Consider the following 21,792-nt stretch of genomic DNA (forward strand, 5'->3'; position numbering starts at 1 on the left):
CATTCACGCCGCGCTGACCCGCCCGAATCCGCAAACGCGCGCGCGTTTGTCAGGTGCGAGCGGAATCGCCCCGTTCGAGCCAGCAAATTCGCGCGCGTTCAGCGAATGCGCGCGCGTTTGCGGTGAAACCCGGCCTCGACCCCCGCCCGAGGACCCGAACCCGTGGCCGAGAGTCTTGCCACGGCCTCGGCGGGTCGGGATGTCCGCAGCGGTCAGCGCGGCGTGAATGCGGCGGCACCGGACTGCAGAGGGGCCAACCGAGTGAGTTGCGTGACGTGTTCCGGGGTCAGTTCCGCGAGTGAATTGACCTGCAGCAGTTGCATGGTGCGGATGATCTCCTCCCTCAGAATTTCGATCATGCGGTCGACGCCCGCGCGGCCACCGGCCATCAGGCCGTACAGGTAGGCCCGGCCGACGAGCGTGAACGACGCTCCCATTGCGATGGACGCGACGATGTCGGAACCGTGCATGATGCCTGTGTCGACGGCCACCTCGAAGTCGGAGCCCACTTCACGGACAACCTGTGGCAGCAGGTGGAAGGGAACGGGAGCCCGATCGAGTTGTCGGCCTCCGTGATTGGACAGAACGATGCCGTCCACACCCAGTTCGGCCAGACGCGCCGAATCCGCCACCGACTGAACACCTTTGACGACCAGCTTGCCAGGCCAGATTTCACGGATGACGTCGAGATCCTCGAACGAGATGGAGGGATCCATCGCTGAATCGACCAGCTCTCCGACCGTGCCGCCGGTAGAGGTCAGCGACGCGAATTCCAGCTTGGGCGTGGTGAGGAAGTCCCACCACCACCATGGACGCGGAATGGCGTTGGCGATGGTCGACGCGGTCAACTGCGGCGGAATGGAGAACCCGTTGCGTTTGTCTCGCAGGCGAGCCCCGGCGACCGGTGTGTCGACCGTGAACAGGAGGGTGTCGAAGCCAGCTTTCGCGGCGCGTTCGACCAGACCGAACGAGATGTCGCGGTTACGCATGACCTAGAGCTGGAACCAGTTTCGGCCGTTCGGGTTGGTGGCCTTCACGTCCTCGATCGACGTGGTGCCCAGCGTCGAGAGGGAGAATGGAATTCCAGCAGCGCCGGCGGCGGCAGAACCGGCGTATTCACCCTCGGTCTGCATCAGGCGCGTGAAGCCCGTCGGGGCGATGCCGAACGGAAGCGCGGAGGGCCCACCGAACACCGTCGTCGAGGTGTCGACGTGGGAGACGTCTCGCAGGATCGAGGGGTGGAATTCGACGTCACGGAAGGCCTGCCGGGCCCGGGAGAGTGAGATCTCGGCGTCGGCCGCGCCGTCGGTGTAGTCGAATGCCGCGCGCGGGGTGCGGCGACGGGCGATGGTGCGGAGATCGTCGATGGTCAGTGCCGCGCTGAGGCGTCGTCGACGCAGGTTCAGATCGGGCTTCTTGAACGAGAGCACCTCGCGCAGGTCGGTGGCTTTCGGTATCTGCCGGGCAATGGGCATGCGTTGTCTCGATTCTGTGGGCTGATCCTCTCCCCACCACACCACCCGAGGTGTTGGCAACGACAAGCAGGGTGGCGCACCGGTTCGATCCAAGCCTTGAACGCGCGCGCGTTTGCGAAAAATGACTGGCAATCCCCGCGAAACCCTGGCAATTTTGCGCGCGCATGGCAAGTGCGCGCGCGTTTGCGGCGAACCCCACAATTGGTACCCAGCCACCAGGTTCCTGACTGCGAGATCGGTCGGCTCATCCCTCGCGAGTGACGGCCGCCAACACTGCGGTCAGCACTCGAACGGCACCCTCTTTGTCCAGGGGGTCGTTACCGTTTCCGCATTTCGGGGATTGCACGCAGGACGGGCAACCGGTCTGACATTCGCAGGAGACGATCGCGTCCTTGGTGGCGGCGAGCCAGTCGGCGATGGCCACGTGTCCGCGGTCTGCGAAGCCTGCTCCGCCGTCGTAACCGTCGTAGACGAAGACCGTCGGCAGCCCGGTGTCGGGGTGTAATGCCGTCGACACTCCACCGATGTCCCATCGATCGCAGGTCGCGACCAACGGCAGCAACCCGATGGCGGCGTGCTCGGCCGCGTGCAGCGAGCCGGGGAATCGCTCGAACGGAACACCGCTGTGCTCCAACAACTCCGGGGTTATGGTGTACATGACGGCGCGGGTGTCGAGGGTCTGCGCCGGCATGTCGAGTTCGATGGAATCGAGGACCTCTCCCGACGGGAGGTGCCGAAGATATCCCACCACCTGATGGGTGACGTTCACCTGCACCAGCGCGACGCGGACCTCGCCGTAGTCGACGGATTCGTGCACCGCCGTGATCGCGATGTCGGTGATCTCGCGGGCCGAGGTGTTCCACTCGGGTTGTTCGGCATGCACCAGCGCGAGGCCGGCCTCGAGATCCAGCTCGTCGACCACGAAGGACTCGCCCTGATGTATGTGCACCGCACCGGGATGTGCTGTGGCAGGCGCACGTCCGCCGTCGACGGTGCCGAGCATGCGGCCGGACTCGCCGTCGACGATGGCGACCTGCACGCCCGTGCCGCCGCGAATGTTGACCGCACCGTGCGGAGACAGCTGCTGCCCCTCGGGGGTGATGAACCACCCGTGAGGACGCTTACGCACGTAGCCCTTCAGTTCGAGCTCTTCGAGTACCGATTCCGCGCTCAACGCCTCGGCCTCGGCTAGGGTGATCGGTAGTTCGACTGCAGCGCAGAGCAATTGGGGAGCGAGGATGTACGGATTGGTCGGGTCGGTGACGGTTGCCTCGACCGGCTTGTCCAGTAGGGCCGCCGGGTGATGCACCAAGTAGGTATCCAACGGATCGTCGCGCGCGACGAGTACCAGCAGTGAGCCCTCCCCGCGACGTCCGGCACGCCCACCCTGCTGCCAGAACGAGGCGACGGTGCCCGGGAAACCGGCGACGATCACCGCGTCCAAACCGGCGATGTCGACGCCGAGTTCGAGGGCGTTGGTGGTGGCCACTCCCAGCAGGGTGCCGTCGGAGAGGTCCCGTTCGAGTTTTCGTCGATCCTCAGCCAAATAGCCTGCGCGATAAGCGGCGACGCGTCGGACCAATTGCGGATCGACGTCGGCGAGAATTCTCTGGGTCCCCAACGCAGTGACCTCGGCTCCGCGCCTGGACCGTACGAACGCGAGTGTCCGTGCACCCTCGATCAACAGATCCGCCATGATGCGCGATGCCTCGGCCCCCGCCGATTTGCGTACCGGCGCACCGTTCTCGCCGGTGATCTCCTTGAGCAGCGGCGGTTCCCAGAGTGCGACGGTACGCGCTCCGTGGGGCGAGCCGTCCTCGGTGATCTCCTCGCAGGGCGCTCCGATGAGTCGACTGGCTGCGCGTCCCGGCTCCGAGGTGGTGGCACTGGCGAGAACGAACACCGGAGACGCTCCGTAGCGCGCGCAGAGGCGTCGCAACCGACGGAGTACCAGGGCGACGTTGGAGCCGAAAACACCTCGGTAGTAATGGCATTCGTCGACCACCACGTACCGAAGGTTGCGCAGGAAACGCGACCATCGCTCGTGTGCGCCGAGGATGCCCAGGTGCAACATGTCGGGATTGGTGAAGATCCAGCGCGCATTGGTTCTGGCCCACTGCCGAATCTCGATCGGGGTATCGCCGTCGTACGAGCTGGGAAACACCTCGGCGAGATCGTCTGACAGCGAACGTAACTCGTCGGTGATCGAGATGGTGGTGCGTAGCTGATCGGCTCCGAGGGCCTTGGTCGGTGCGAGATACAGAGCCGTCGCCCGGGCGTCGGCGGCCAGCGTCGTCAGAATGGGCAGCTGATAGGCCAACGATTTGCCCGACGCGGTACTCGTCGAGAGCACCACGTGACTGCCCTCGGCGGCGAGCGTCGCGGCCCGGGCCTGATGCGTCCACGGTTGTGCGATGCCCCGAGAGGTGATCACCTGCACCACTTCCGGGCCGACCCACGACGGCCATGGTGCAAAGCTGGACGATCGAGCCGGCAACTCGGCGACGTGCGTGACGGGGCCGTCGTCGGCGGGGGTACCGGCCAACACTCGATCCAGCAGCCGCTGCCCGTAACTCCGGACATCCGCACCGTCGTGCGGATGCTTCTCGCTCACTGCCGGTCTCCATGCATTCGTTCGATCTACTGGCCAGCCCTTCGGGCTTGCTGGGTCGTTCCGCAGGCTCCACTCCTGCCTAGGTGCGACCTGGGGTCCTCATGCTATCGCGGACCCGAAACGAGCGGCTCGAGCCCTGGTGAGAGCCGCATTCCACCCGTCCGGCGTTGTGTGTTGTTACAAGACGGGCAATTTGTTCGAAAAGGGTCGGTTTTCGACTGTTGCGAACGCGGAGTTCATGGTTCACTTGACGCGGTCGCAGCTTCTGTGTTCGTTCTACGCTTCGCAGGATCTTATGTTGCGGGCGCGGTACTGGGAGAGCTCGTCCATCAGGGGGAATCCTGAGGGGGATTCGTACAAGTGCAGCGGTCGGAACCGGCCCGATGGATCGAAAGTGCGCTCCATCGAATCCGGTGTTAGAAAGAGAAGGAAAAGCATGGCACAGGGAACTGTGAAGTGGTTCAACGCCGAAAAGGGCTTTGGATTCATCGCACCAGAAGACGGCTCCGCTGACGTTTTCGTTCACTACTCCGAGATCCAGGGCAGCGGCTTCCGCACCCTCGAGGAGAACCAGCGCGTCGAGTTCGAGGTCGGCCAGGGCACCAAGGGTCCTCAGGCAACGGGCGTTCGCGCAGTCTGATTCTTTTCTCTTCGGAGACGAGAACCTTCATCCCCCTTTCTCGATCGGCCGTGAAAAGCCGTTCGAGAAAGGGGGATGTTTCGTTCGTGGCGAACCACCAGGAAGAGTCGAAAGCAGTGTCTGCCGGTGTCGATGTCCTAATGTCCATGCTGTGAACCAGCTGTCCTTCTTCTCTGCCGAGTCGTTGCCGCCCGCGGTGACCGATCTCAGCGGACTGCTGGCTGCCACCGGCCACGTCGTCACGTCCTCGGGATCGGCGCGTATCTCCGTCGTCGTCGACGCGCAGTGGCGGGCCGATGCCATTGCAGAGTTGATCGAACAATGTGGTCTGTCGGCAGAGCTGGGACGGTCCGAAGAAGACCGTCCTCTCGTTCGCACCGCGTCGGTCCCGGAACTGTCCGCGCTGGCGTCGTTGTGGACCAAGGGCGCGGTGAAGGCCGTGCCTCCCGGGTGGGTGCCCGGTTCTCGGGAGTTGCGGGCATGGGTGCTCGCGTCGGGGCGTCCCGAGGCGGAGGGGGAACGCTACGTACTCGGCCTCGATCCGCACGCGCCGGAGACTCATGCGGTCCTCGCTCAATCGTTGATGCGCGCGGGCATCGCGCCGACTCTGATCGGCACCCGCGGGTCCAACCCCGGCCTTCGAATCACCGGCCGACGTCGGCTGTTGCGCCTCACCGAGAACGTCGGCGAGGCTCCTGCGAATGTGGACGCACGTACCAATTGGCCCCACGCTGAGTAGGAAGATGAATGACTGATCTGCGAGTATTTGCTCGACGTATGTCAGTCTGTTAGGAGTGGGGCAGGCAAATCTGCTTGTGAAAACGCACTAGGGAAGGTTCGGCAGCAAGGTGGCAGCACGTAACAACGGCTCGGGGGACAGCTCCGCCGAGCCGCGTCGTCTGGTCATCGTCGAGTCTCCGACCAAGGCCAAAAAGATCGCTCCCTACCTCGGGAGCAACTATGTCGTCGAGGCCTCGGTCGGCCATATCCGCGACCTTCCTCGCGGTGCTGCCGACGTGCCCGCCAAATACAAGGGCGAGCCCTGGGCACGTCTGGGCGTGGACGTCGACCACGACTTCGAGGCCCTCTACGTCGTCTCGCCCGAGAAGAAGGGCAAGGTCGCAGAGCTCAAGAGCCTGCTCAAGGACGCCGACGAGCTGTATCTCGCCACTGACCCCGACCGCGAGGGTGAGGCCATCGCCTGGCATCTCCTCGAGACCCTGAACCCCAAAGTCCCGGTTCGACGCATGGTCTTCCACGAGATCACCAAGCCGGCGATCCTCGCGGCCGCCGCCGATACTCGCGACCTCGACCAAGACCTCGTCGACGCACAGGAAACCCGCCGCATCCTCGACCGTCTCTACGGCTACGAGGTCAGCCCGGTGCTGTGGAAGAAGGTCATGCCGAAGCTGTCGGCAGGCCGTGTGCAGTCCGTGGCCACCCGCATCATCGTCCAGCGTGAACGCGAGCGGATGGCATTCCGTAGCGCCGAGTACTGGGATATTTCTGCCACCCTCGACGCCGGGGCCGAGGCAAGCCCGCGGAGTTTCGGAGCTCGGCTGGTCAACGTCGACGGCAATCGCGTCGCCGCCGGCCGCGACTTCGGTCCCGACGGCAAGCTCAAGACCGAGTCGGTCACCGTTCTCGACGAACCGCATGCCCGACGCCTCGCCGACGCGCTGGAAGGCGTCGACCTCACCGTCGCGTCCGCCGAGGACAAGCCGTACACGCGTAAGCCGTACCCGCCGTTCATGACGTCGACGCTGCAGCAGGAGGCCGGCCGCAAGCTGCGGTTCAGTTCCGAACGGACGATGCGTGTCGCGCAGCGTCTGTACGAGAACGGCTACATCACCTACATGCGTACCGACTCGACGTCGCTCTCCGCGTCTGCGGTCTCCGCAGCACGGGCGCAGGCGACCGAGCTGTACGGCCCGGAGTACGTGCACCCCACTCCGCGGCAGTACACCCGCAAGGTCAAGAACGCGCAGGAGGCGCACGAGGCCATCCGCCCCTCGGGTGACGTGTTCCAGACTCCCGGTCAGCTGCATTCGGCGCTGCAGACCGACGAGTTCCGGCTCTACGAGCTGATCTGGCAGCGCACCGTCGCGTCGCAGATGGCAGATCTGCGCGGCACCACGCTGACCCTGCGCATCACCGGAACCGCCGGTACCGGCGAGGAGTGCACGTTCTCCGCGTCGGGCCGCACCATCACGTTCGCGGGCTTCCTCAAGGCCTACGTCGAGAGCGTCGACGACGAGGCAGGCGGTCAGACCGACGACGCCGAGTCGCGTCTGCCTGCGTTGAAGGCCGGCCAGGCAGTGACGGCCACCAAGCTCGATCCCGACGGTCACACGACCAACCCGCCTGCCCGATTCACCGAGGCGTCGCTGATCAAGACGCTCGAAGAGTTGGGAATCGGTCGGCCGTCGACGTATTCGTCGATCATCAAGACGATCCTCGACCGCGGTTACGTCTACAAGCGTGGCAGCGCTCTCGTGCCGTCGTGGGTGGCGTTCTCGGTGATTGCGTTGCTGGAAGCGCACTTCGGACGTCTGGTGGACTTCGACTTCACCGCAGGCATGGAAGACGACCTCGACGCGATCGCGGGAGGCCGTGAGCGGCGCGGAGATTGGCTGCAGAGCTTCTACTTCGGCGGCGAGACCGGTGCCGAAGGTTCGGTGGCACGCTCGGGTGGCCTGAAGAAGATGGTGGGCCAAAACCTCGAAGACATCGACGCGCGCACCATCAACTCGATTCGTCTGTTCGACGACTCCGAGGGACGCGAAATCCATGTGCGCGTGGGCCGTTACGGTCCGTACCTCGAGCGCATGGTCAAGAACGACGACGATCCGGACGGCGATCTGATCAGCCAGCGCGCCAACCTGCCCGACGATCTGCCGCCGGACGAGTTGACGATCGATTTCGCCGAAAAGCTGTTCGCCACACCACAAGAGGGCCGCAAGCTCGGTGTGGATCCGCTGACCGGTCACGACATCGTGGCGAAGGAAGGCCGTTTCGGGCCCTACGTCACCGAGATCCTGCCCGAGCCGGAACCCGAGCCGACGCCGCCTCAGCCCGACATCGTGCCGATCTCGACCGGTGGCGACGGTGATGGTGGCGGTGGCGGTGGCGTCAAGACTGCGGTGAAGAAGGCTGCAGCCAAGAAGGCACCGGCCAAGAAGGCTGCCGCGAAGAAGGCCACCGGCCCCAAGCCGCGGACCGGTTCGTTGCTCAAGTCGATGGATCTGGCGACGATCACGCTCGAGGACGCGCTCAAGCTGCTGTCGTTGCCGCGCGTCGTCGGTGTCGATCCCGAGTCCAAGGAAGAGATCACCGCACAGAACGGCCGCTACGGCCCGTATCTGAAGAAGGGCACCGACTCTCGCTCGCTCGCCGACGAGGATCAGATGTTCACGGTCAGTCTCGAAGAGGCTCTCAAGATCTACGCCGAGCCCAAGCGTCGGGGCCGTCAGGGCGAGGCCAAGCCGCCGCTGCGGGAACTGGGCGTCGACCCGATCAGTGAGAAGCCGATGGTGATCAAGGACGGTCGATTCGGGCCGTACGTCACCGACGGTGAGACCAACGCAAGTCTGCGCAAGGACGACGAGGTCGAGACGATCACCGACGATCGCGCGTCGGAGTTGTTGGCGGACAGGCGTGCTCGTGGCCCGGTGAAGAAGAAGGCACCGGCGAAGAAGGCCGCTGCCAAGAAGGCTCCGGCCAAGAAGGCTGCCGCGAAGAAGGCTCCGGCCAAGAAGGCTGCGGCCAAGAAGACCGCCACGAAGACGACGGCGGCCAAGACCACGACGAAGAAGGCTGCTGCCAAGAAGGCACCGGCGAAGAAGACCGACGGCGAGTAGCTCGCGAACTCGAAGTTGTGGATGGAATCGGCAGCGATTATGTCCATAGCTTCGAGTTCGGCACTGTCCGGGAACAGTGCGCCGGGAGTAGTCGGTCCCAACCGTTAGGGTTGCCAGCATGGCGGGTGTGTTCGATCGTTTGGTCGGTCAGGAAGATGTCGAGGCCGATCTGACGGCTGCAGCAGTGGCTGCTCGTACGGGCGTCGACTCGTCGGCAATGACGCATTCGTGGCTCTTCACCGGCCCTCCCGGGTCCGGGCGTTCCATCGCCGCTCTGTGCTTCGCTGCGGCGTTGCAGTGCACCACCGAGGGCACTCCCGGGTGTGGGCATTGTCAGGCGTGTTCGACAACGATGGCAGGCACTCACGGCGATGTTCGGCGCGTCATCCCGGAGGGTCTGAGCATCAGTACCAAGGAGATGCGAGACATCGTCTCGGTCGCGTCGCGTCGGCCGAGCACCGGTCTGTGGCAGGTGGTCGTCGTCGAGGATGCCGATCGACTCACCGAGGGTGCCGGAAACGTACTGCTCAAGGTCGTCGAGGAGCCGCCCGCTCGGACGGTGTTCCTGTTGTGCGCTCCATCGGTCGATCCGCAGGACATCTCGGTGACGCTGCGCTCGCGCTGCCGGCACGTCTCGTTGGTGACGCCCACAGTGCCGGCCATCGCACAGGTGCTGCAGACCCGCGACAAGCTCGACGCCGAGACAGCGGAGTGGGCCGCGTCGATCAGCGGCGGCCATGTGGGCAGAGCACGCCGACTCGCGACCGACGAGGACGCGCGGGCGCGACGCAAGCGGGCACTTGCCCTGGCGTCGGCCGCGGCCCGTCCCAATCAGGCGTACCTCGCAGCCGAGGAACTGGTGAAGGCTGCCGAGGACGAGGCCAAGGAAATGAGTGCCACTCGTGACGAGGCCGAGACCGAGGAGTTGCGCACGGCCCTCGGAGCCGGAGGCACAGGTAAGGGCGCTGCCGGAGCATTGCGCGGCTCGGCGGGCGTGCTCAAGGACCTGGAGAAGCGGCAGAAGTCTCGCGCCACCAGAACCGGCCGCGACTCGCTGGACCGGGCGTTGATGGACCTGGTGGGCCTGTACCGCGACGCGCTCGCGCGTTCGTACGGCTCGACCGCGACGGCTACGCACCCCGATATGGCCGAGCAGGTCGAGCGAATGGCGAAAGCCGTACCGCCCGAGGCTCTGCTGAAAAGTATCGAGGCGATCCTCGAATGCCGAGAGTCTTTGGCTGTCAACGCAAAACCCAAATTTGCGATCTATGCGATGGTCGCGACGCTCGGGGACGTGCTGCGTTAGGAGCAGGCCCGCATCGAGGCTCGGGGGAGGGCGATTTTCGTTTCGACCCGATGCTCCGTTAGACTCACCAACGCCGAAAGGCACGCCGCCTTAGCTCAGTCGGTAGAGCATTTCACTCGTAATGAAAAGGTCAAGAGTTCGATTCTCTTAGGCGGCTCAGACTCAGCCCCTCACCGATACAAATCTGTGAGGGGCTTTTTCGTATCCCGCTCCGGTGAGCATCGGACCCGTCAGCCTCGCGGACCCCGCGACATCCATCACCGAACGAACAGGAACACCACATGATCGACGCCGTCATCTTCACCAACTACTCCGATACCGAAACCCCCGTCCGAATCAGCACCATCGACGGACACCAGCATGTCGGCAAGATCGGGGCCGTCGACAACAACGATGACGACGGTGGCTTCATCACCGTCGCCCTCACCGAGGTCCCCACAGGGTCTCCCTACGTCACCGTCGTCATCGCTGTCGACGCGATCACCGCCATCGAAAGCTGAACCGCAGACACCCTGACCTTCCGCACCACCGTCGACGGGCACACTGGACGAGGTGTTCGCCTCCCTCGCCCCGGCCCGTCGTCGTCTCGCGTACGTCGTAATCGCTCTCGTCCTGATCGGGCTCGTCGTGGCCGTGGCGGTCTTCGTCGCATCGCGGTCCACGAACGACCCTGTCGCAAGCGTCGACCAGTCGGTTCCCGGCCCGGTGCTGCTGGTACCCGGGTTCGGCGGATCCACCGATGCTCTCGAGGTACTCGCGGCGGAACTACGGGAGAACGGCCGCGACGCCACCGTCGTGGCCCTGCCCGATGGTGGCGTCGGCGACCTGACCGCACAGGCGCAGACACTGCGCGACGCCGTCGACGCGGCACTGACTCGGACGGGAGCGACCTCGGTCGACGTCGTCGGGTACTCCGCCGGCGGGGTGGTGGCCCGGATCTGGGCTGCCGATCTGGGCGGTGCCGAGCAGGCTCGACGCATCGTGACCCTGGGCTCCCCGCACCACGGCACCCAGGTGGCGGGGCTGGCTGCCCAGGTCCTGCCCGACCGGTGCCCGACGGCCTGCCAGCAACTGGCCCCGGACAGCTCCGTGCTGGCCGGCTTGAACTCGGGCGACGAGACGCCGGACGGGCCGCAGTGGGTGTCGATCTGGACCGAACTGGATCAGGTGGTGACGCCGCCATCGTCGGCCCGGCTCGACGGGGCGATCGACATCCCCGTCCAGAGCGTGTGCGCGGACTCGGCCGTCGACCACGGAAACCTGCCCCGTGATCCTCTCGTCGGCGCGATGGTCTCGGCCCAGTTGGACGGCAGCTCTACCGTCGAGCTCGGCGCAGCCGACTGCAGCCGTCTCAGCTCGTGATGTCCTTGGTCGTGAAGTTCGCCCACGCAGCCCCCAGGAGCACGACGACGTAGACGCCCTGCAATCCGACGCCGCGCACCAGGTCCCGCGTCGGCACCGGGTCGCGGAAGAGATCGACGAAGGCCAGCCAGTACCGCGTCGGAAGGTACGGCGCGATGGCGTCGGCGGCGTCCAGCGTCAGCAGTAGCGAGCTGGCGATGAGGAAGGCCAACGCGCCCAGCGTCGCCGCGAGTGGCGAGTCAGTCAGGGTCGACAGGAACAACCCCATCGCGGCAACTCCGAGCATCGACAGGGTCACGTAGAGGACCGCTATGACGGTGCGTACGGCGACCTGTTCGTCGGTCAGTACCGTGCCTGACACGCTCGAGACGCCGGCCAACGACGTGGTGTCGAACAGCGTCGTGCCGACGAAGTATGCGACGGCTGCCACGATGACGACGGCCAGCAGCACGAACGCGGCCACCGAGATCAGCTTCGCGACCAGTAGCTTCGTTCGTCCCACCGGGCGAGCCAGCAGGTAACGCAGGGTGCCGGCCTGGGCCTCCCCGGCGACGGAATCGCCGGCGATGACCGACACCGCGACGGGCAGGAACAGCGGGAGCACGATGGCGAGAGCGGCGAGTGGGAAGAGCTGGCCGTTCGTGGTCACCGCGGACAGGAAGGCAGGGCCGTCGCCGGGACGCGGACCGACGTCGGTGAGGGCCAGCAAGCCCGCGACGATGGTCGGCAGCAGGTTCAGCAGGAGAATGACGACCCAGGTGCGGGGTCGGCGAAGCATCGCGCGCAGTTCGACGCCGATCATGCGGTCACCTCCGATCGGACGGAACCTTCGCGAGGGCCAGCGGGACCGTCGACTCGGTCCGAGCTGGCACCGGTGACCGCCAGCACCGACTGCTCGAGGCTCATCTGCTGCGGGCTCAACTCGCTCACCCGGACTCCGCCTTCGACGAGCAGTCGATTGAGCAGGGCCGGATCAGGGTGTTCGATCACGAGTTGCTGCCCGTCACGCTCGAGCACGGTGGCGTCCTCCACGTCGGACAGGACCGTCACCGCGTCGGCGGGGTCGGGGGTACGCACGAGCACTCGGCCGGTGGGTTGTTGGAATGCAGAGAGCTGATCCTGCAGAACGAGGCGACCTCGATCGAGCACTCCCACTCGGTCGCACAATTGCTCCACTTCGGCCAGCAGGTGGCTCGAGAGGAAGACGGTGGTGCCTCGGGAATGCAAGTCCAGCAACAACTCTCGAATCTCGAGGATTCCCTGTGGATCGAGGCCATTGGTCGGCTCGTCGAGTATCAGCAGCTCGGGGGTACGCATGAGGGCCGCGGCCAAGCCGAGGCGCTGCCGCATGCCGAGCGAGTACTGCTTGACCGGCCTGCGTCCGACCCCGGCGAGGCCCACCTGCTCGAGGGCCTCGCCGACGCGGGCGGTGCGGGTGCGCCGAGAACCACCGGGGCCGGCCGCGTCGAGCAGCGTGAGGTTTCGTCGCCCGGAAAGATTGGGGTAGGCGGCGGGGTTCTCGATCAGTGCACCCACCCGCGGCAGCACGCTCCTGCGTCGTCGGGGCATCTCCTCGCCGAGCACCTGCATCTGCCCGGAGGTGGCCAGGACCAGCCCGAGCAGCATCCGAACGGTCGTCGTCTTGCCGGAGCCGTTCGCGCCCACGAAGCCGTAGATGTCGCCGGCGCGCACGTCGAGGTCGACGCCGTCGACGGCCCGCACCGATCCGTAACGCTTGGTGAGGCCGGTCGTGCGGATCATGTGGCTGCTCCTTCGAGCTGCTGGGCGGCGGTGGCCAAGGTTTCTGCGGTGACGGTGCCGGAGAGCAGATATCGGCGGCGGTCTCCGGCGGGCTCGGTGATCAGGACGTTCAGCGGTCCGATCGACAGCGCCACGCTGTCGCCGGTCACGACTGCGCCGGGAGCGGCCCGCAACTGGTCGACGAGCCCGCGCGCGGCGCGACGCGGCAGCGGAGCGGCGATCAGCTCGGTCACGCCGCGGCCGTATATCCCGACGGAACCCGGTTCGTCGCGGGCCCGCAGATCCAGTCCGGACAGAGTCGACGGAAGACGGGGAGAGTCGATCCCGTCGGCGAACGAGGCGATGTCGAGACCGTCCTGCTGCTGCACATCGGTACCCGGGGGCGGGACGAAACGGACGGTGTCGGCGTCGGGCATCTCGGGTGAGAAGTCCAGGAACGCGGTGCTGACAACAGGGCGAGCGGCCCCGCCGGCGAGCACGTCGACCTGCAGTGGCAGCCCGCTGTCGGGGTCGGCCCACACGTCGACCTCGGTGATGGTGCTCTGCGACTCGGCGGGGACGAGCCGCAGGCCAGGGGCGTCCCGGCCGGCAATGCGGCGGGTCGGCAGCCGGGTGACCTCGTCGGTGGTCGCCTCACTGAGCAACCGCTGCCCGAGCTCCGGCGGCAGCAGATCGGCCTCGCGCGGCAGACGCAGGCTCGGTTCGGGGACCGGGTTTGCCACGGCCGTGTTCTGTTCGTAGTCCCATCTCCACAGCAGAGCCGGGGACCGGTAGAGACCGCGTTCACCGGCGAGGCGGACGGTGTCGACGCGAAAGCTGTCCGGGGCGCGGTACCAGGCGCGCAGGGTCGTGGTGTCGCCCAACAGATCCGGTAGGCCGCCGAGTCCGTCGGTGACCGGCAGGGTGACGCCGCCAACGGCCTGGGCGTAGCCCGAATACGGTGTTGCGGTGGAGGACTGGACCCGAGACAGCAGTTCCGCCGCACCGATGTCCGACGCGGCGACGGGCAGGCGCTCGATCACCGAGGGCGCGGCGACGAGCACGGCGATGCCGAGCACCACCGCCAGCCACCGCCACTGTCCACGCACCTCATCGACCGTACGGACGTAGCCGATGTGCCGCATGTGCGTGGTACAAAACTCGCGGCTAGCGGACGAGCACGAACTCCGCGAGACCGTAACTCACACCGTTGATCTGGAGCTCGATCGAGTGCGGGCCGGGGTAGTACTTGCGTGTGGTCAACGTTCTGAACGAGTGTTGCCGCGCTACCTCGATGCGCTCTCCGGGCGCGATCGTCTTGGTCGTCAGCTTGAACGTCTTTCCCGTCACCCCGCCGTTCGCTTTGGTGTGGTGCACGACGTAGTCGATCGCGACCTTGGCGGGCTCGACGCCGACGTTGCGAATTTTCGCGGTGAATCCCAGGCTGTCGCCGATCTGCAGCTCGCTCACGTCCGCGACTGGGCCCGTCACCTCGAGGTCGGCCGGGGCGAAACCCAGTAGCGCGAGCGCGTCGGTGTTCCCCTTCTTGATCACCGTCCGAAGCGCATGGCGCGCAAGCCGGTCGGTGTTGGCGTCCGGCTCGCCCAGCCACCGCGCCGCGGTCCCGACGACGACATCCGGGATGTCTCGGCTGAAGTCGTTGAGATGGTTGGCAACCGATCGCCGAACGTAGTCGCTGTCGTCTCGGTACAGCCTGTCCAGAATCGGCACGGTGACGCCGGGGCGCGCAAGTATTTCGGGCACTCTCACCGACCACGGCAGGTACGGTCGAGTGCCTTCCGACGCGAGGCGGCGTACGTGTTCGTCCGGTGATTGCGTCCACTCGGCCGCGATGGCGAGAGCCCGATCCAGATCGGTTCGGAGGAAGGTCCGGATGGCGAATTCGGAGGTCAGTCGGCCGGTGAGCTCGGCGAGCAAGGACATCCCGTCGTCGAACGCGGTCGCAGTGCGCTCGTCGACGGCCTTCGATGCGACAGCACTCGTCACGGGCCAGACCGACCAGCCTCGAAAGTCGGGATCCCCAGCGGCCAGTCGGATGGTCCGAGCGAACTGGGCGTAGTCGCCCGGCAGCCCTGTCAGTAGCGCGTCACGCAGCAGGTCGGCGCGGGCGCGGAGTGCGAGTGGACCCAACCCGTCCGACGACTCTCGAAGCAACGACAGATCCGCGTTCGGAGCAGCCGTACGAATGGTCCGAAACAGCGTGTGGGCTGCGTCCGGACCGAGTAGTTCATCGGCGAAGGGCATGAAAGCTTCATACCCGACGCATCGCGTTCGTTCGGCGGCGGACCGAAGGTGCGGATTTTCCGGCGAAACGCCCGATCTTCGGCTGCCCGAACGGCAGCAGTGTAAAAAGAACTGCGATAACCTTCGCGAAACACAATGTGCTGAAACGCTGGTCAATGCGGGTATCCGGTGGTGAAGTATCGAATTCCGGTCTCGGTCCGATCATTCTGTGCAACGCGCTACGAACCTTGGGGGGGTCGCATCGTGCTCGTCGTCGACTCGAACCGACTCGTGAGCCCGGTGTACCGAGCCGATGAGCGATCGCGGTGAGCGGGTGGCTCTGGGTGGTGATCCTCAACGGGATCACCGCTGCTGCTTACTCGGGGATCGTGCTGTTCATCGTCCGAGGGCTGTTGCGAACCGGGCAGTTTCGTAACAACCGGCTCGCGGTCGCCACCGCCGCGATCTTCACGACGTGTGCCGCCCGCCACTTGATCCATGCGTGGCATCTGACGGCCGGGCTCGGCACTCACACATCGCATCTCGGTACCGATTCCGGCATGGGAACCCTGGACGCGATGCGGGAGTCGATGGGCGGGACCGTCGATGTGATGGTGACGGCCTCGACGGCAGTCGCCGGCGTCGTCTACCTGGGGATGCGCCGCTTCTACGGACCGTTGCTCCGCTCACCTGCGATGTTCGACAACGCGAGCGAGGCCCGGTACCGGCAGCTAGCGGCGAACCTCCCGCACACGTCGGTGCTGGTCGTCGATCGCGACCTGCGATTCATACTCGTCGAAGGTGCCGGACTGCTGGCGGAAGGATACGACCCGCGGCGGATGGAGGGGCAGCTGCTGCAAGACACTGTGCCGCCGGAGGTCTATGCCCGGCTGAAGCCGTTACACAGCGGCCATCGATGGGGAGGAATCGTCCTTCGACTCCGTGGGTTCCCGGACGGGTGCGATCTTCGCCGTGAAGACCAGACCTCTGCGCGATGACACAGGTCGAATCGTCGGCGCGATGGTGCTGTCCCAGGACGTCACTGCCGAGCGTGAGGCGCGCGCCGAGCTCGAGCAGGCGCGCGCGTTCCGTGATGCGGTGCTGACGGCATCGCCGGACGTCACCATCGTCACCGATGTCGATACCGGGACCGTGAAGTGGGCCTCGCGCAACGTCAGGTCGTTGTTGACCGGGCCGAACCAGGACGGCTCACCCGGCGACACCGCCGCCCCCGAGGACGGGTTGGAGTCGGTGGTGCCCGAGGACATCGACGTCGTCCGGGCAGCGGACCGGGACGCTGCCTCCCTGCCGGATGGGGAGAGCGTCAGCATCCGGTACCGGGTGCGTGCGGCGGACGGCTCGCACCGGCGCTGCCGCGGCGGTGCTGTTCTGCGATTTGGACGGGTTCAAACGAATCAACGACACCGGTGGCCATGCGGCCGGAGACGCCGTGCTGGTCGAGGTCGCTCGCCGCTTGCGCTCGGTGCTGCGAGCCGAGGACTCGATCGCCCGCGTCGGCGGCGACGAGTTCGTTCTGGTCCTCGATGCGTTGCCTGCGGAGAACGGGACAGGCAAGCCTGCGGGCGGCGCGCTTGCCGCACAGGTCGCCGAACGAATCCGGACGGTACTCGCAGCGCCCATCGCGTACGGAGGCCGTAAGTACGTGGTGTCGGCAAGCGTCGGGATGGTGTTGGTCCGCGGGGGCGTCAGTGCCCAGGAAGCGCTGCGCGATGCGGACTCCGCGATGTACCGGGCGAAGCAATTGGGCAAGGACCGAATCGAACTGTTCGACGACGCGCTGCGGGTGCACGCGATCGAGCGTGCGTACATCGAACAGACCCTGAGGGACGCGCTCGATCCTGATCGCGGCGGTTCCGCGACATTCGGTGTGGCCTACCAACCGGTCTACGATCTCGGCAGTCGGCGACTCGTCAGTTTCGAGGCGCTCGCTCGCCTGCGGGACAGCACGGGCACAGCGATTTCACCCGACAGATTCATCCCGGTGGCCGAGGACACGGGGCTCATTTCCGATCTGGGTGAGCGCGTGCTCGACGACGCTCTCGGCACCCTCGCGCGGTGGAAATCCGAGAACCCGCCTACCTCCGCGTCCGACGAGCCCGTCACGATGGCCGTGAATCTCAGTGCCCGACAGGCTCAACACGTCGACATTTGTGCGGCAGTGGAAACAGCCCTCGAGCGGCATCGAATGGCTCCGGGGGACCTCGTTCTCGAACTCACCGAGTCCGTGTTGCTCGATTCCGGCTCGTCGGTCCTGCGTCAACTCGGCGAATTGCGCATGCTGGGTGTGGGAATCGCCATCGACGACTTCGGAACGGGCTTCGCGAGCCTGCGATACCTCGCTACGCTGCCGGTGAGCGCAGTGAAGATAGACCGGTCCTTCACCTCCAGCATGACCAGTGACGCGACGAGCAGCAGCATCGTCGGAGCAATCATCAATCTGGCCCGCGATCTGAAACTCGGCTGCGTGGTCGAGGGCATCGAAACTCTCGACCAACTCGAAGCGCTGCCCAATTCTGTTCAGGGACAGGGCTATCTGCTGGGCAGGCCTGCCGAGATCGCGTCGGATACCTGGAACTCCTGAGTGGTACTGCTGGGCGTGCTCGACGAATTTCTCGCCTGAGCTGCGGTAACCGGGAAGCATTGCGCGCTGCGACGCGTTGAACACGAGTAATGGATGATCTTCTGGTTGCCCCCACTCGACTCTGGACACCCTCGCGTGTCCTGGTCACCAAGTCTGCGTCCGAGCTACCGCACACCGCGGAAATTCTCCGTCGGTGCGAAGCAGCAGGCGTCGCCGACATCGACATTCTGTCCGGTGACCGCCTCACCGGACTGCGTGGTGAGTCCGAGCGCGAGACCTACGCACGAGCCAAGTCGACGATGGCCGTGGTGGTCGCCCCGCCGAGTGTGCTGAAACCGCAACCGATTCCGCCGAGCGCGGACTGGCGGATCGACCTGGCCAAGGGATGCCCGGCGCATTGCCAGTACTGCTATCTCGCCGGCTCCTTGTCCGGTCCGCCGATCACCAGGGTCTTCGCCAACCTCGACGACGTATTGGCCGGTATCGGCACTCACGCAGGCCGCGGTTCCATCACCTCCGGCACCGACGAGCGCGGGCACGAAGGCACCACATTCGAGTTATCCTGCTACACCGATCCTTTGGGGATCGAACACGTGACGGGCTCTCTTGCCGAGGCCGTTCGCAGAGTGGGCGCGGGCGTGTACGGCGACGACGTATCGCTGCGTTTCACCACCAAGTTCGACGACGTCCGCGAGTTGGTGACGCTCGACCACGGCCGCCGAACGCGAGTTCGGCTGTCGGTCAACGCCGATGACATCGCGCACCGCTTCGAGGGCGGCACGGCACGTATGCCGGCTCGGATAGAAGCTCTGCGGCAGTTGGCACTGGCCGGTTACCGAGTGGGGTTGACGATCGCGCCGATCATGCCGATCCCGCAGTGGCGCGAGCAGTACGGTCGATTGCTCGCGAATGTCTCCGACGCGTTGCGCGATGTGACCGATCTCGATCTGACCGCCGAAATCATCACTCACCGCTTCACGCCGTCGAGCAAGGATGTGTTGTTGAGCTGGTATCCGGGAACGAAACTGGAGATGGACGAGGGCGCGCGCACAGCGAAGAGAAACAAGTTCGGCGGCGTGAAATACGTCTATCCGAAGGACACGATGGCCGAGATGCGCAGCTGGTTCGTCGACGAACTTCGCGACGTTCTGCCCGACGCGCAGCTGCTGTACTGGACGTGAACCGTCACAGGGCATCGAATCGGTCTCGCGCTCGGTCGATGTCGTCCATGTGCGTGGTTGCCCACGCTAGCAGGACGTCGACGGGAGTTCGAAGCGTTTTGCCCAGGGGAGTGATTCGATATTCCACCGCCACCGGGCGGGTGCTCAGCACCGTGCGTTCGATGATTCCGTTGCGTTCGAGCTTCCGCAGCGTTGCGGTGAGGGACTTCTGAGTCACCTCGGGAATCCCGCGGCGGAGATCGTTGAATCGGCAGGGGCGCTCGCACAATTCGTTGAGTACTTGCAGCGACCATTTGTCCAGCACCTGATCCAACAGTTCGCGGTGCGGGGCAGTGATTGTGAGTTCTGCGGTGCCGTCGGCGGTATCGGTCATGAAACCAGGTTCCCTTGAAGTGTCCTTTGTGTACCAGGTATCAACGTTATACCTGAATTTCTACGACGAAGGACCAACCATGAGCGTCACTCGATTCACCCCGCCCGGAATGATGCAACCCACCCCGTATCACCACGTGGCGGTGGGTCAGGGTTCTCGACACATCCACGTCAGCGGTCAGATCGCCCGGAACGAGGACGGGTCGGCCATCGATACCGACGACCTCGCCGGTCAGGTTGCGCAGGCTCTGCGCAATACCGCGATCGGATTGACCGGTGCAGGAGCAACATTCGAGGACGTACTGCGGCTGACGTTCTACGTCACGCACTGGGCTCCCGAGCTGATCGGTGAGTTCATGGACGGCGTCACGCGCGTCGCCGACGAGATCGGACTGCCGACTCCCATGCCGCCTGCGTCGTTGATCGGAGTGGATTACCTCTTCGAACCGGACGTGCGGGTCGAGGTGGAAGCAACCGCGATTCTGGACTGAATCCGCGGATAGGCCGGTGACTTCTCGGCGGTGCGGAGGTCGATACCGGCAAACCCACCCGGCCTCTGGAGTGACATGGCGATTCTGACCTACAACCTGCATGTTTCCCTCGACGGCTACATCGAGGATCCCGACGGCAGCCTCGACTACTCGATGCCCGACGAGGAATCGCATCGGTTCTCGAATCGACAGACCGTGGAGACGAGCGTCTTTCTGTTCGGACGGCGGCTGCACGAGGCCATGGAGGACTACTGGACCGACCCGGAACGGGCGGCCGGCGACCCCGTCGAAGCCGAATTCGCCGAGCTGTACAAGGCAACTCCCCGGGTGGTCTTCTCGGACACCCTCACTTCCGTGCCCGACGGTTGCCGGCTGGTCCGTAGTGCCGATGCCGTCGCGGAGGTGGAGCGAATGAAACGGGAGACCGAGGGCACGTTGGCCGTCGCCGGCGCGTCGTTGGCCGCATCGTTGTTCGACTCTATCGACCAGTTCGAGCTCATTGTCGTCCCGACGATCCTGGGTGGTGGAAAGCCGTACTTCCCCGTGGGGCACCGACTGAACCTGGTGCTGGAAGAGCAGAGGCACTTCCCCACGTCGGGCTGGATGTATCTGCGGTACAGGGTGGTTCGATAAGCAGACCTGTCGTCCGGCCCGATCGCGCAGAATGGGCTCATGACATCCGGTGATCGTCGTCAGTGGTGGACCTTGCCCGCGCACCAGCGGTGGCTCGACACGGAATCGGCTCGGCTCCTCCGGTTCGGTAGCTCGCTCGAGCATCCTGCCGGGGGAGCGGCGTGGTTGAACGACCGCGGACATCCGGACCTGAGACATCCGGCCCTGACCTACATCACTGCTCGGATGGCGCACGTGCATTTCCTGGCCTCGATGCAGGGGTATCCCGGGTCTCGTAGGAAAGCCGATCGAGTGTTCGACGGTCTACTGACGACGTTGCGGGACAGCACGAACGGCGGGTGGTTCGAGTCCAGCGCCGACGCCTCGTCCCCCGACGCGACGAAGACGGCCTACACGCATGCCTTCGTGGTGTTGGCGGCAGCCGCAGCCGCAGCGGCGGGACACCCCAGTGGACGGGGGCTTCTCGACGAAGCCCTCGAGGTCGTGGATCGGCGATTCTGGGACGAGAACCACGGCATGTGCGCAGACACCTGGAATGCGAGCTGGACCGCGCTCGACGGTTATCGCGGTATCAACGCCAACATGCACATGGTCGAGGCACTGCTGGCGGCGGCCGATGCGGGTGCGCCCGAGGTCTGGCGGAGCAGGGCAGTACGCATCTGCGACAACGTGATCGGCTGGTCGCAGGCGAACGACCATCGGATACCCGAGCATTTCACTGCCGAATGGCAGCCGATGCTCGAGTACAACAGCGGCGACACCGCAAACCAGTTCAAGCCGTACGGAGCAACGGTGGGGCACGGTTTCGAGTGGGCTCGGCTGCTCGTGCAGGCGAGTCTCGTGGCCGACAGCCCTCGTGGCCACGATTACGTTGCCGCCGCCGCGTCCCTGTATCACCGCGCGGCGCAGGACGGATGGCAACCCGGCCCGTTGCCTGGCTTCGTCTACACCACCGACTGGACCGGGCGACCGGTAGTGACAGAGCGTCTGCACTGGGTGCTGTGCGAGGCGATCGCGGCCGCCGCGACACTGGGTCGTCGGACCGGAGAAGAGCGCTACGACAACGACTATCGCGCATGGTGGGACATCGCCGCCGACTCCTTCATCGACCTCGTCGACGGCTCCTGGCACCACGAACTCGACGCGGACAACAGGCCCGCAGCCACGGTGTGGAGTGGCAAACCCGACCTGTACCACGCTGTGCAGGCAACATGGATCAGCCGAGGTGTGAACAGCTCGAGTATGGTGGCGGCGCTGCTGGCGGCCTGAGTG

The 21,792-nt window shown here is 65.5% G+C and carries 18 protein-coding genes, 1 tRNA gene and 1 pseudogene; 13 read left to right on the top strand and 7 right to left on the bottom strand.

Annotated elements, in window-relative coordinates:
• Positions 1–212: 212 nt before the first annotated feature.
• Together CH285_RS00080 and CH285_RS00085 are read right to left on the bottom strand one after the other, a co-directional pair.
• A pseudogene (locus tag CH285_RS00080) lies at positions 213–1,475 on the bottom strand (alpha-hydroxy acid oxidase).
• A 244-nt stretch (positions 1,476–1,719) separates the two neighbouring features.
• Complete coding sequence (locus CH285_RS00085) at positions 1,720–4,089, bottom strand: DEAD/DEAH box helicase (protein WP_094642861.1); 2,370 nt, start codon at positions 4,087–4,089, stop codon at positions 1,720–1,722.
• Positions 4,090–4,525: 436 nt separating this feature from the next.
• On the opposite strand from CH285_RS00085, the gene CH285_RS00090 reads away from it, so the two are divergent.
• The 7 genes from CH285_RS00090 (at position 4,526) to CH285_RS00120 (ending at position 11,257) form a co-directional block, all read left to right on the top strand.
• Entirely contained in the window at positions 4,526–4,729 is a 204-nt protein-coding gene (locus tag CH285_RS00090) for a cold-shock protein (RefSeq protein ID WP_005248460.1), read from the top strand.
• 151 nt (positions 4,730–4,880) lie between these two features.
• Positions 4,881–5,468, top strand: coding sequence for a hypothetical protein (locus CH285_RS00095; RefSeq protein ID WP_032364537.1), 588 nt, complete (start codon positions 4,881–4,883; stop codon positions 5,466–5,468).
• 109 nt (positions 5,469–5,577) lie between these two features.
• Positions 5,578–8,589, top strand: a complete 3,012-nt coding sequence (gene topA, locus CH285_RS00100) for a type I DNA topoisomerase (RefSeq protein WP_094642862.1) — start codon at positions 5,578–5,580, stop codon at positions 8,587–8,589.
• Positions 8,590–8,707: 118 nt separating this feature from the next.
• Complete coding sequence (locus CH285_RS00105) at positions 8,708–9,895, top strand: DNA polymerase III subunit delta' (RefSeq protein WP_027494468.1); 1,188 nt, start codon at positions 8,708–8,710, stop codon at positions 9,893–9,895.
• An 84-nt stretch (positions 9,896–9,979) separates the two neighbouring features.
• Positions 9,980–10,052, top strand: a tRNA-Thr gene (locus tag CH285_RS00110).
• A 124-nt stretch (positions 10,053–10,176) separates the two neighbouring features.
• Entirely contained in the window at positions 10,177–10,395 is a 219-nt protein-coding gene (locus CH285_RS00115) for a hypothetical protein (protein WP_027494450.1), read from the top strand.
• 52 nt (positions 10,396–10,447) lie between these two features.
• Entirely contained in the window at positions 10,448–11,257 is an 810-nt protein-coding gene (locus CH285_RS00120) for a lipase family alpha/beta hydrolase (protein ID WP_094642864.1), read from the top strand.
• On the opposite strand, the gene CH285_RS00125 is transcribed toward CH285_RS00120, so the two are convergent.
• From CH285_RS00125 to CH285_RS00140, 4 genes are read right to left on the bottom strand one after another with little or no spacing between them, the layout of a single operon-like run.
• On the bottom strand, positions 11,247–12,059 hold the full coding sequence (locus tag CH285_RS00125) for an ABC transporter permease (RefSeq protein WP_027494448.1): 813 nt from the start codon (positions 12,057–12,059) through the stop codon (positions 11,247–11,249). The two genes, CH285_RS00120 and CH285_RS00125, sit on opposite strands and share 11 nt — an antisense overlap.
• Positions 12,056–13,018, bottom strand: a complete 963-nt coding sequence (locus tag CH285_RS00130) for an ABC transporter ATP-binding protein (protein ID WP_032386024.1) — start codon at positions 13,016–13,018, stop codon at positions 12,056–12,058. The genes CH285_RS00125 and CH285_RS00130 overlap by 4 nt, the downstream gene beginning before the upstream one ends.
• Positions 13,015–14,106 (bottom strand): LolA family protein, encoded by a 1,092-nt coding sequence (locus CH285_RS00135; RefSeq protein WP_141215046.1) that lies wholly within the window; start codon positions 14,104–14,106, stop codon positions 13,015–13,017. The genes CH285_RS00130 and CH285_RS00135 overlap by 4 nt, the downstream gene beginning before the upstream one ends.
• Positions 14,107–14,164: 58 nt before the next feature.
• The gene (locus CH285_RS00140) at positions 14,165–15,262 is read right to left on the bottom strand and encodes a DNA alkylation repair protein (RefSeq protein ID WP_094642867.1); all 1,098 of its coding nucleotides are present in this window, start codon (positions 15,260–15,262) and stop codon (positions 14,165–14,167) included.
• A 305-nt stretch (positions 15,263–15,567) separates the two neighbouring features.
• Here CH285_RS00140 and CH285_RS00145 point away from each other — a divergent pair, with 305 nt between their 5' ends.
• The 3 genes from CH285_RS00145 (at position 15,568) to CH285_RS00155 (ending at position 19,024) form a co-directional block, all read left to right on the top strand.
• Entirely contained in the window at positions 15,568–16,239 is a 672-nt protein-coding gene (locus tag CH285_RS00145) for a hypothetical protein (RefSeq protein ID WP_094642869.1), read from the top strand.
• Positions 16,240–16,586: 347 nt separating this feature from the next.
• Positions 16,587–17,843 (top strand): putative bifunctional diguanylate cyclase/phosphodiesterase, encoded by a 1,257-nt coding sequence (locus tag CH285_RS00150; RefSeq protein ID WP_176458650.1) that lies wholly within the window; start codon positions 16,587–16,589, stop codon positions 17,841–17,843.
• Positions 17,844–17,932: 89 nt separating this feature from the next.
• Positions 17,933–19,024 (top strand): spore photoproduct lyase family protein, encoded by a 1,092-nt coding sequence (locus CH285_RS00155; RefSeq protein ID WP_032384035.1) that lies wholly within the window; start codon positions 17,933–17,935, stop codon positions 19,022–19,024.
• 4 nt (positions 19,025–19,028) lie between these two features.
• Here the strand turns inward: CH285_RS00155 and CH285_RS00160 are convergent, their stop codons facing one another.
• Entirely contained in the window at positions 19,029–19,397 is a 369-nt protein-coding gene (locus tag CH285_RS00160) for a winged helix-turn-helix transcriptional regulator (protein WP_032364524.1), read from the bottom strand.
• Between the two features lie 79 nt (positions 19,398–19,476).
• On the opposite strand from CH285_RS00160, the gene CH285_RS00165 reads away from it, so the two are divergent.
• The 3 genes from CH285_RS00165 to CH285_RS00175 all read left to right on the top strand — a co-directional run bounded on the left by CH285_RS00165 (position 19,477) and on the right by CH285_RS00175 (position 21,789).
• Positions 19,477–19,887 (top strand): RidA family protein, encoded by a 411-nt coding sequence (locus CH285_RS00165; protein ID WP_027494441.1) that lies wholly within the window; start codon positions 19,477–19,479, stop codon positions 19,885–19,887.
• A 75-nt stretch (positions 19,888–19,962) separates the two neighbouring features.
• Entirely contained in the window at positions 19,963–20,520 is a 558-nt protein-coding gene (locus CH285_RS00170) for a dihydrofolate reductase family protein (RefSeq protein ID WP_094642872.1), read from the top strand.
• 39 nt (positions 20,521–20,559) lie between these two features.
• Positions 20,560–21,789 carry an AGE family epimerase/isomerase gene (locus CH285_RS00175; RefSeq protein ID WP_094642874.1) on the top strand — a complete coding sequence of 410 codons (1,230 nt, stop codon included), beginning with the start codon at positions 20,560–20,562 and terminating at the stop codon, positions 21,787–21,789.
• The last annotated feature ends 3 nt before the right edge of the window (positions 21,790–21,792 follow it).

This window comes from Rhodococcus sp. 05-2256-B1 (assembly GCF_002258465.1).
GTDB classification, from domain to species: Bacteria; Actinomycetota; Actinomycetes; order Mycobacteriales; family Mycobacteriaceae; genus Rhodococcoides; species Rhodococcoides fascians.

Coding starts and splice junctions, on each gene's coding strand:
- CH285_RS00090 (WP_005248460.1), top strand. CDS start 4,526: ATGGCACAGGGAACTGTGAAGTGGTTCAACGCCGAAAAGGGCTTTGGA.
- CH285_RS00105 (WP_027494468.1), top strand. CDS start 8,708: ATGGCGGGTGTGTTCGATCGTTTGGTCGGTCAGGAAGATGTCGAGGCC.
- CH285_RS00115 (WP_027494450.1), top strand. CDS start 10,177: ATGATCGACGCCGTCATCTTCACCAACTACTCCGATACCGAAACCCCC.
- CH285_RS00125 (WP_027494448.1), bottom strand. CDS start 12,059: ATGATCGGCGTCGAACTGCGCGCGATGCTTCGCCGACCCCGCACCTGG.
- CH285_RS00130 (WP_032386024.1), bottom strand. CDS start 13,018: ATGATCCGCACGACCGGCCTCACCAAGCGTTACGGATCGGTGCGGGCC.
- CH285_RS00140 (WP_094642867.1), bottom strand. CDS start 15,262: ATGCCCTTCGCCGATGAACTACTCGGTCCGGACGCAGCCCACACGCTG.
- CH285_RS00155 (WP_032384035.1), top strand. CDS start 17,933: ATGGATGATCTTCTGGTTGCCCCCACTCGACTCTGGACACCCTCGCGT.
- CH285_RS00160 (WP_032364524.1), bottom strand. CDS start 19,397: ATGACCGATACCGCCGACGGCACCGCAGAACTCACAATCACTGCCCCG.
- CH285_RS00165 (WP_027494441.1), top strand. CDS start 19,477: ATGAGCGTCACTCGATTCACCCCGCCCGGAATGATGCAACCCACCCCG.
- CH285_RS00170 (WP_094642872.1), top strand. CDS start 19,963: ATGGCGATTCTGACCTACAACCTGCATGTTTCCCTCGACGGCTACATC.
- CH285_RS00175 (WP_094642874.1), top strand. CDS start 20,560: ATGACATCCGGTGATCGTCGTCAGTGGTGGACCTTGCCCGCGCACCAG.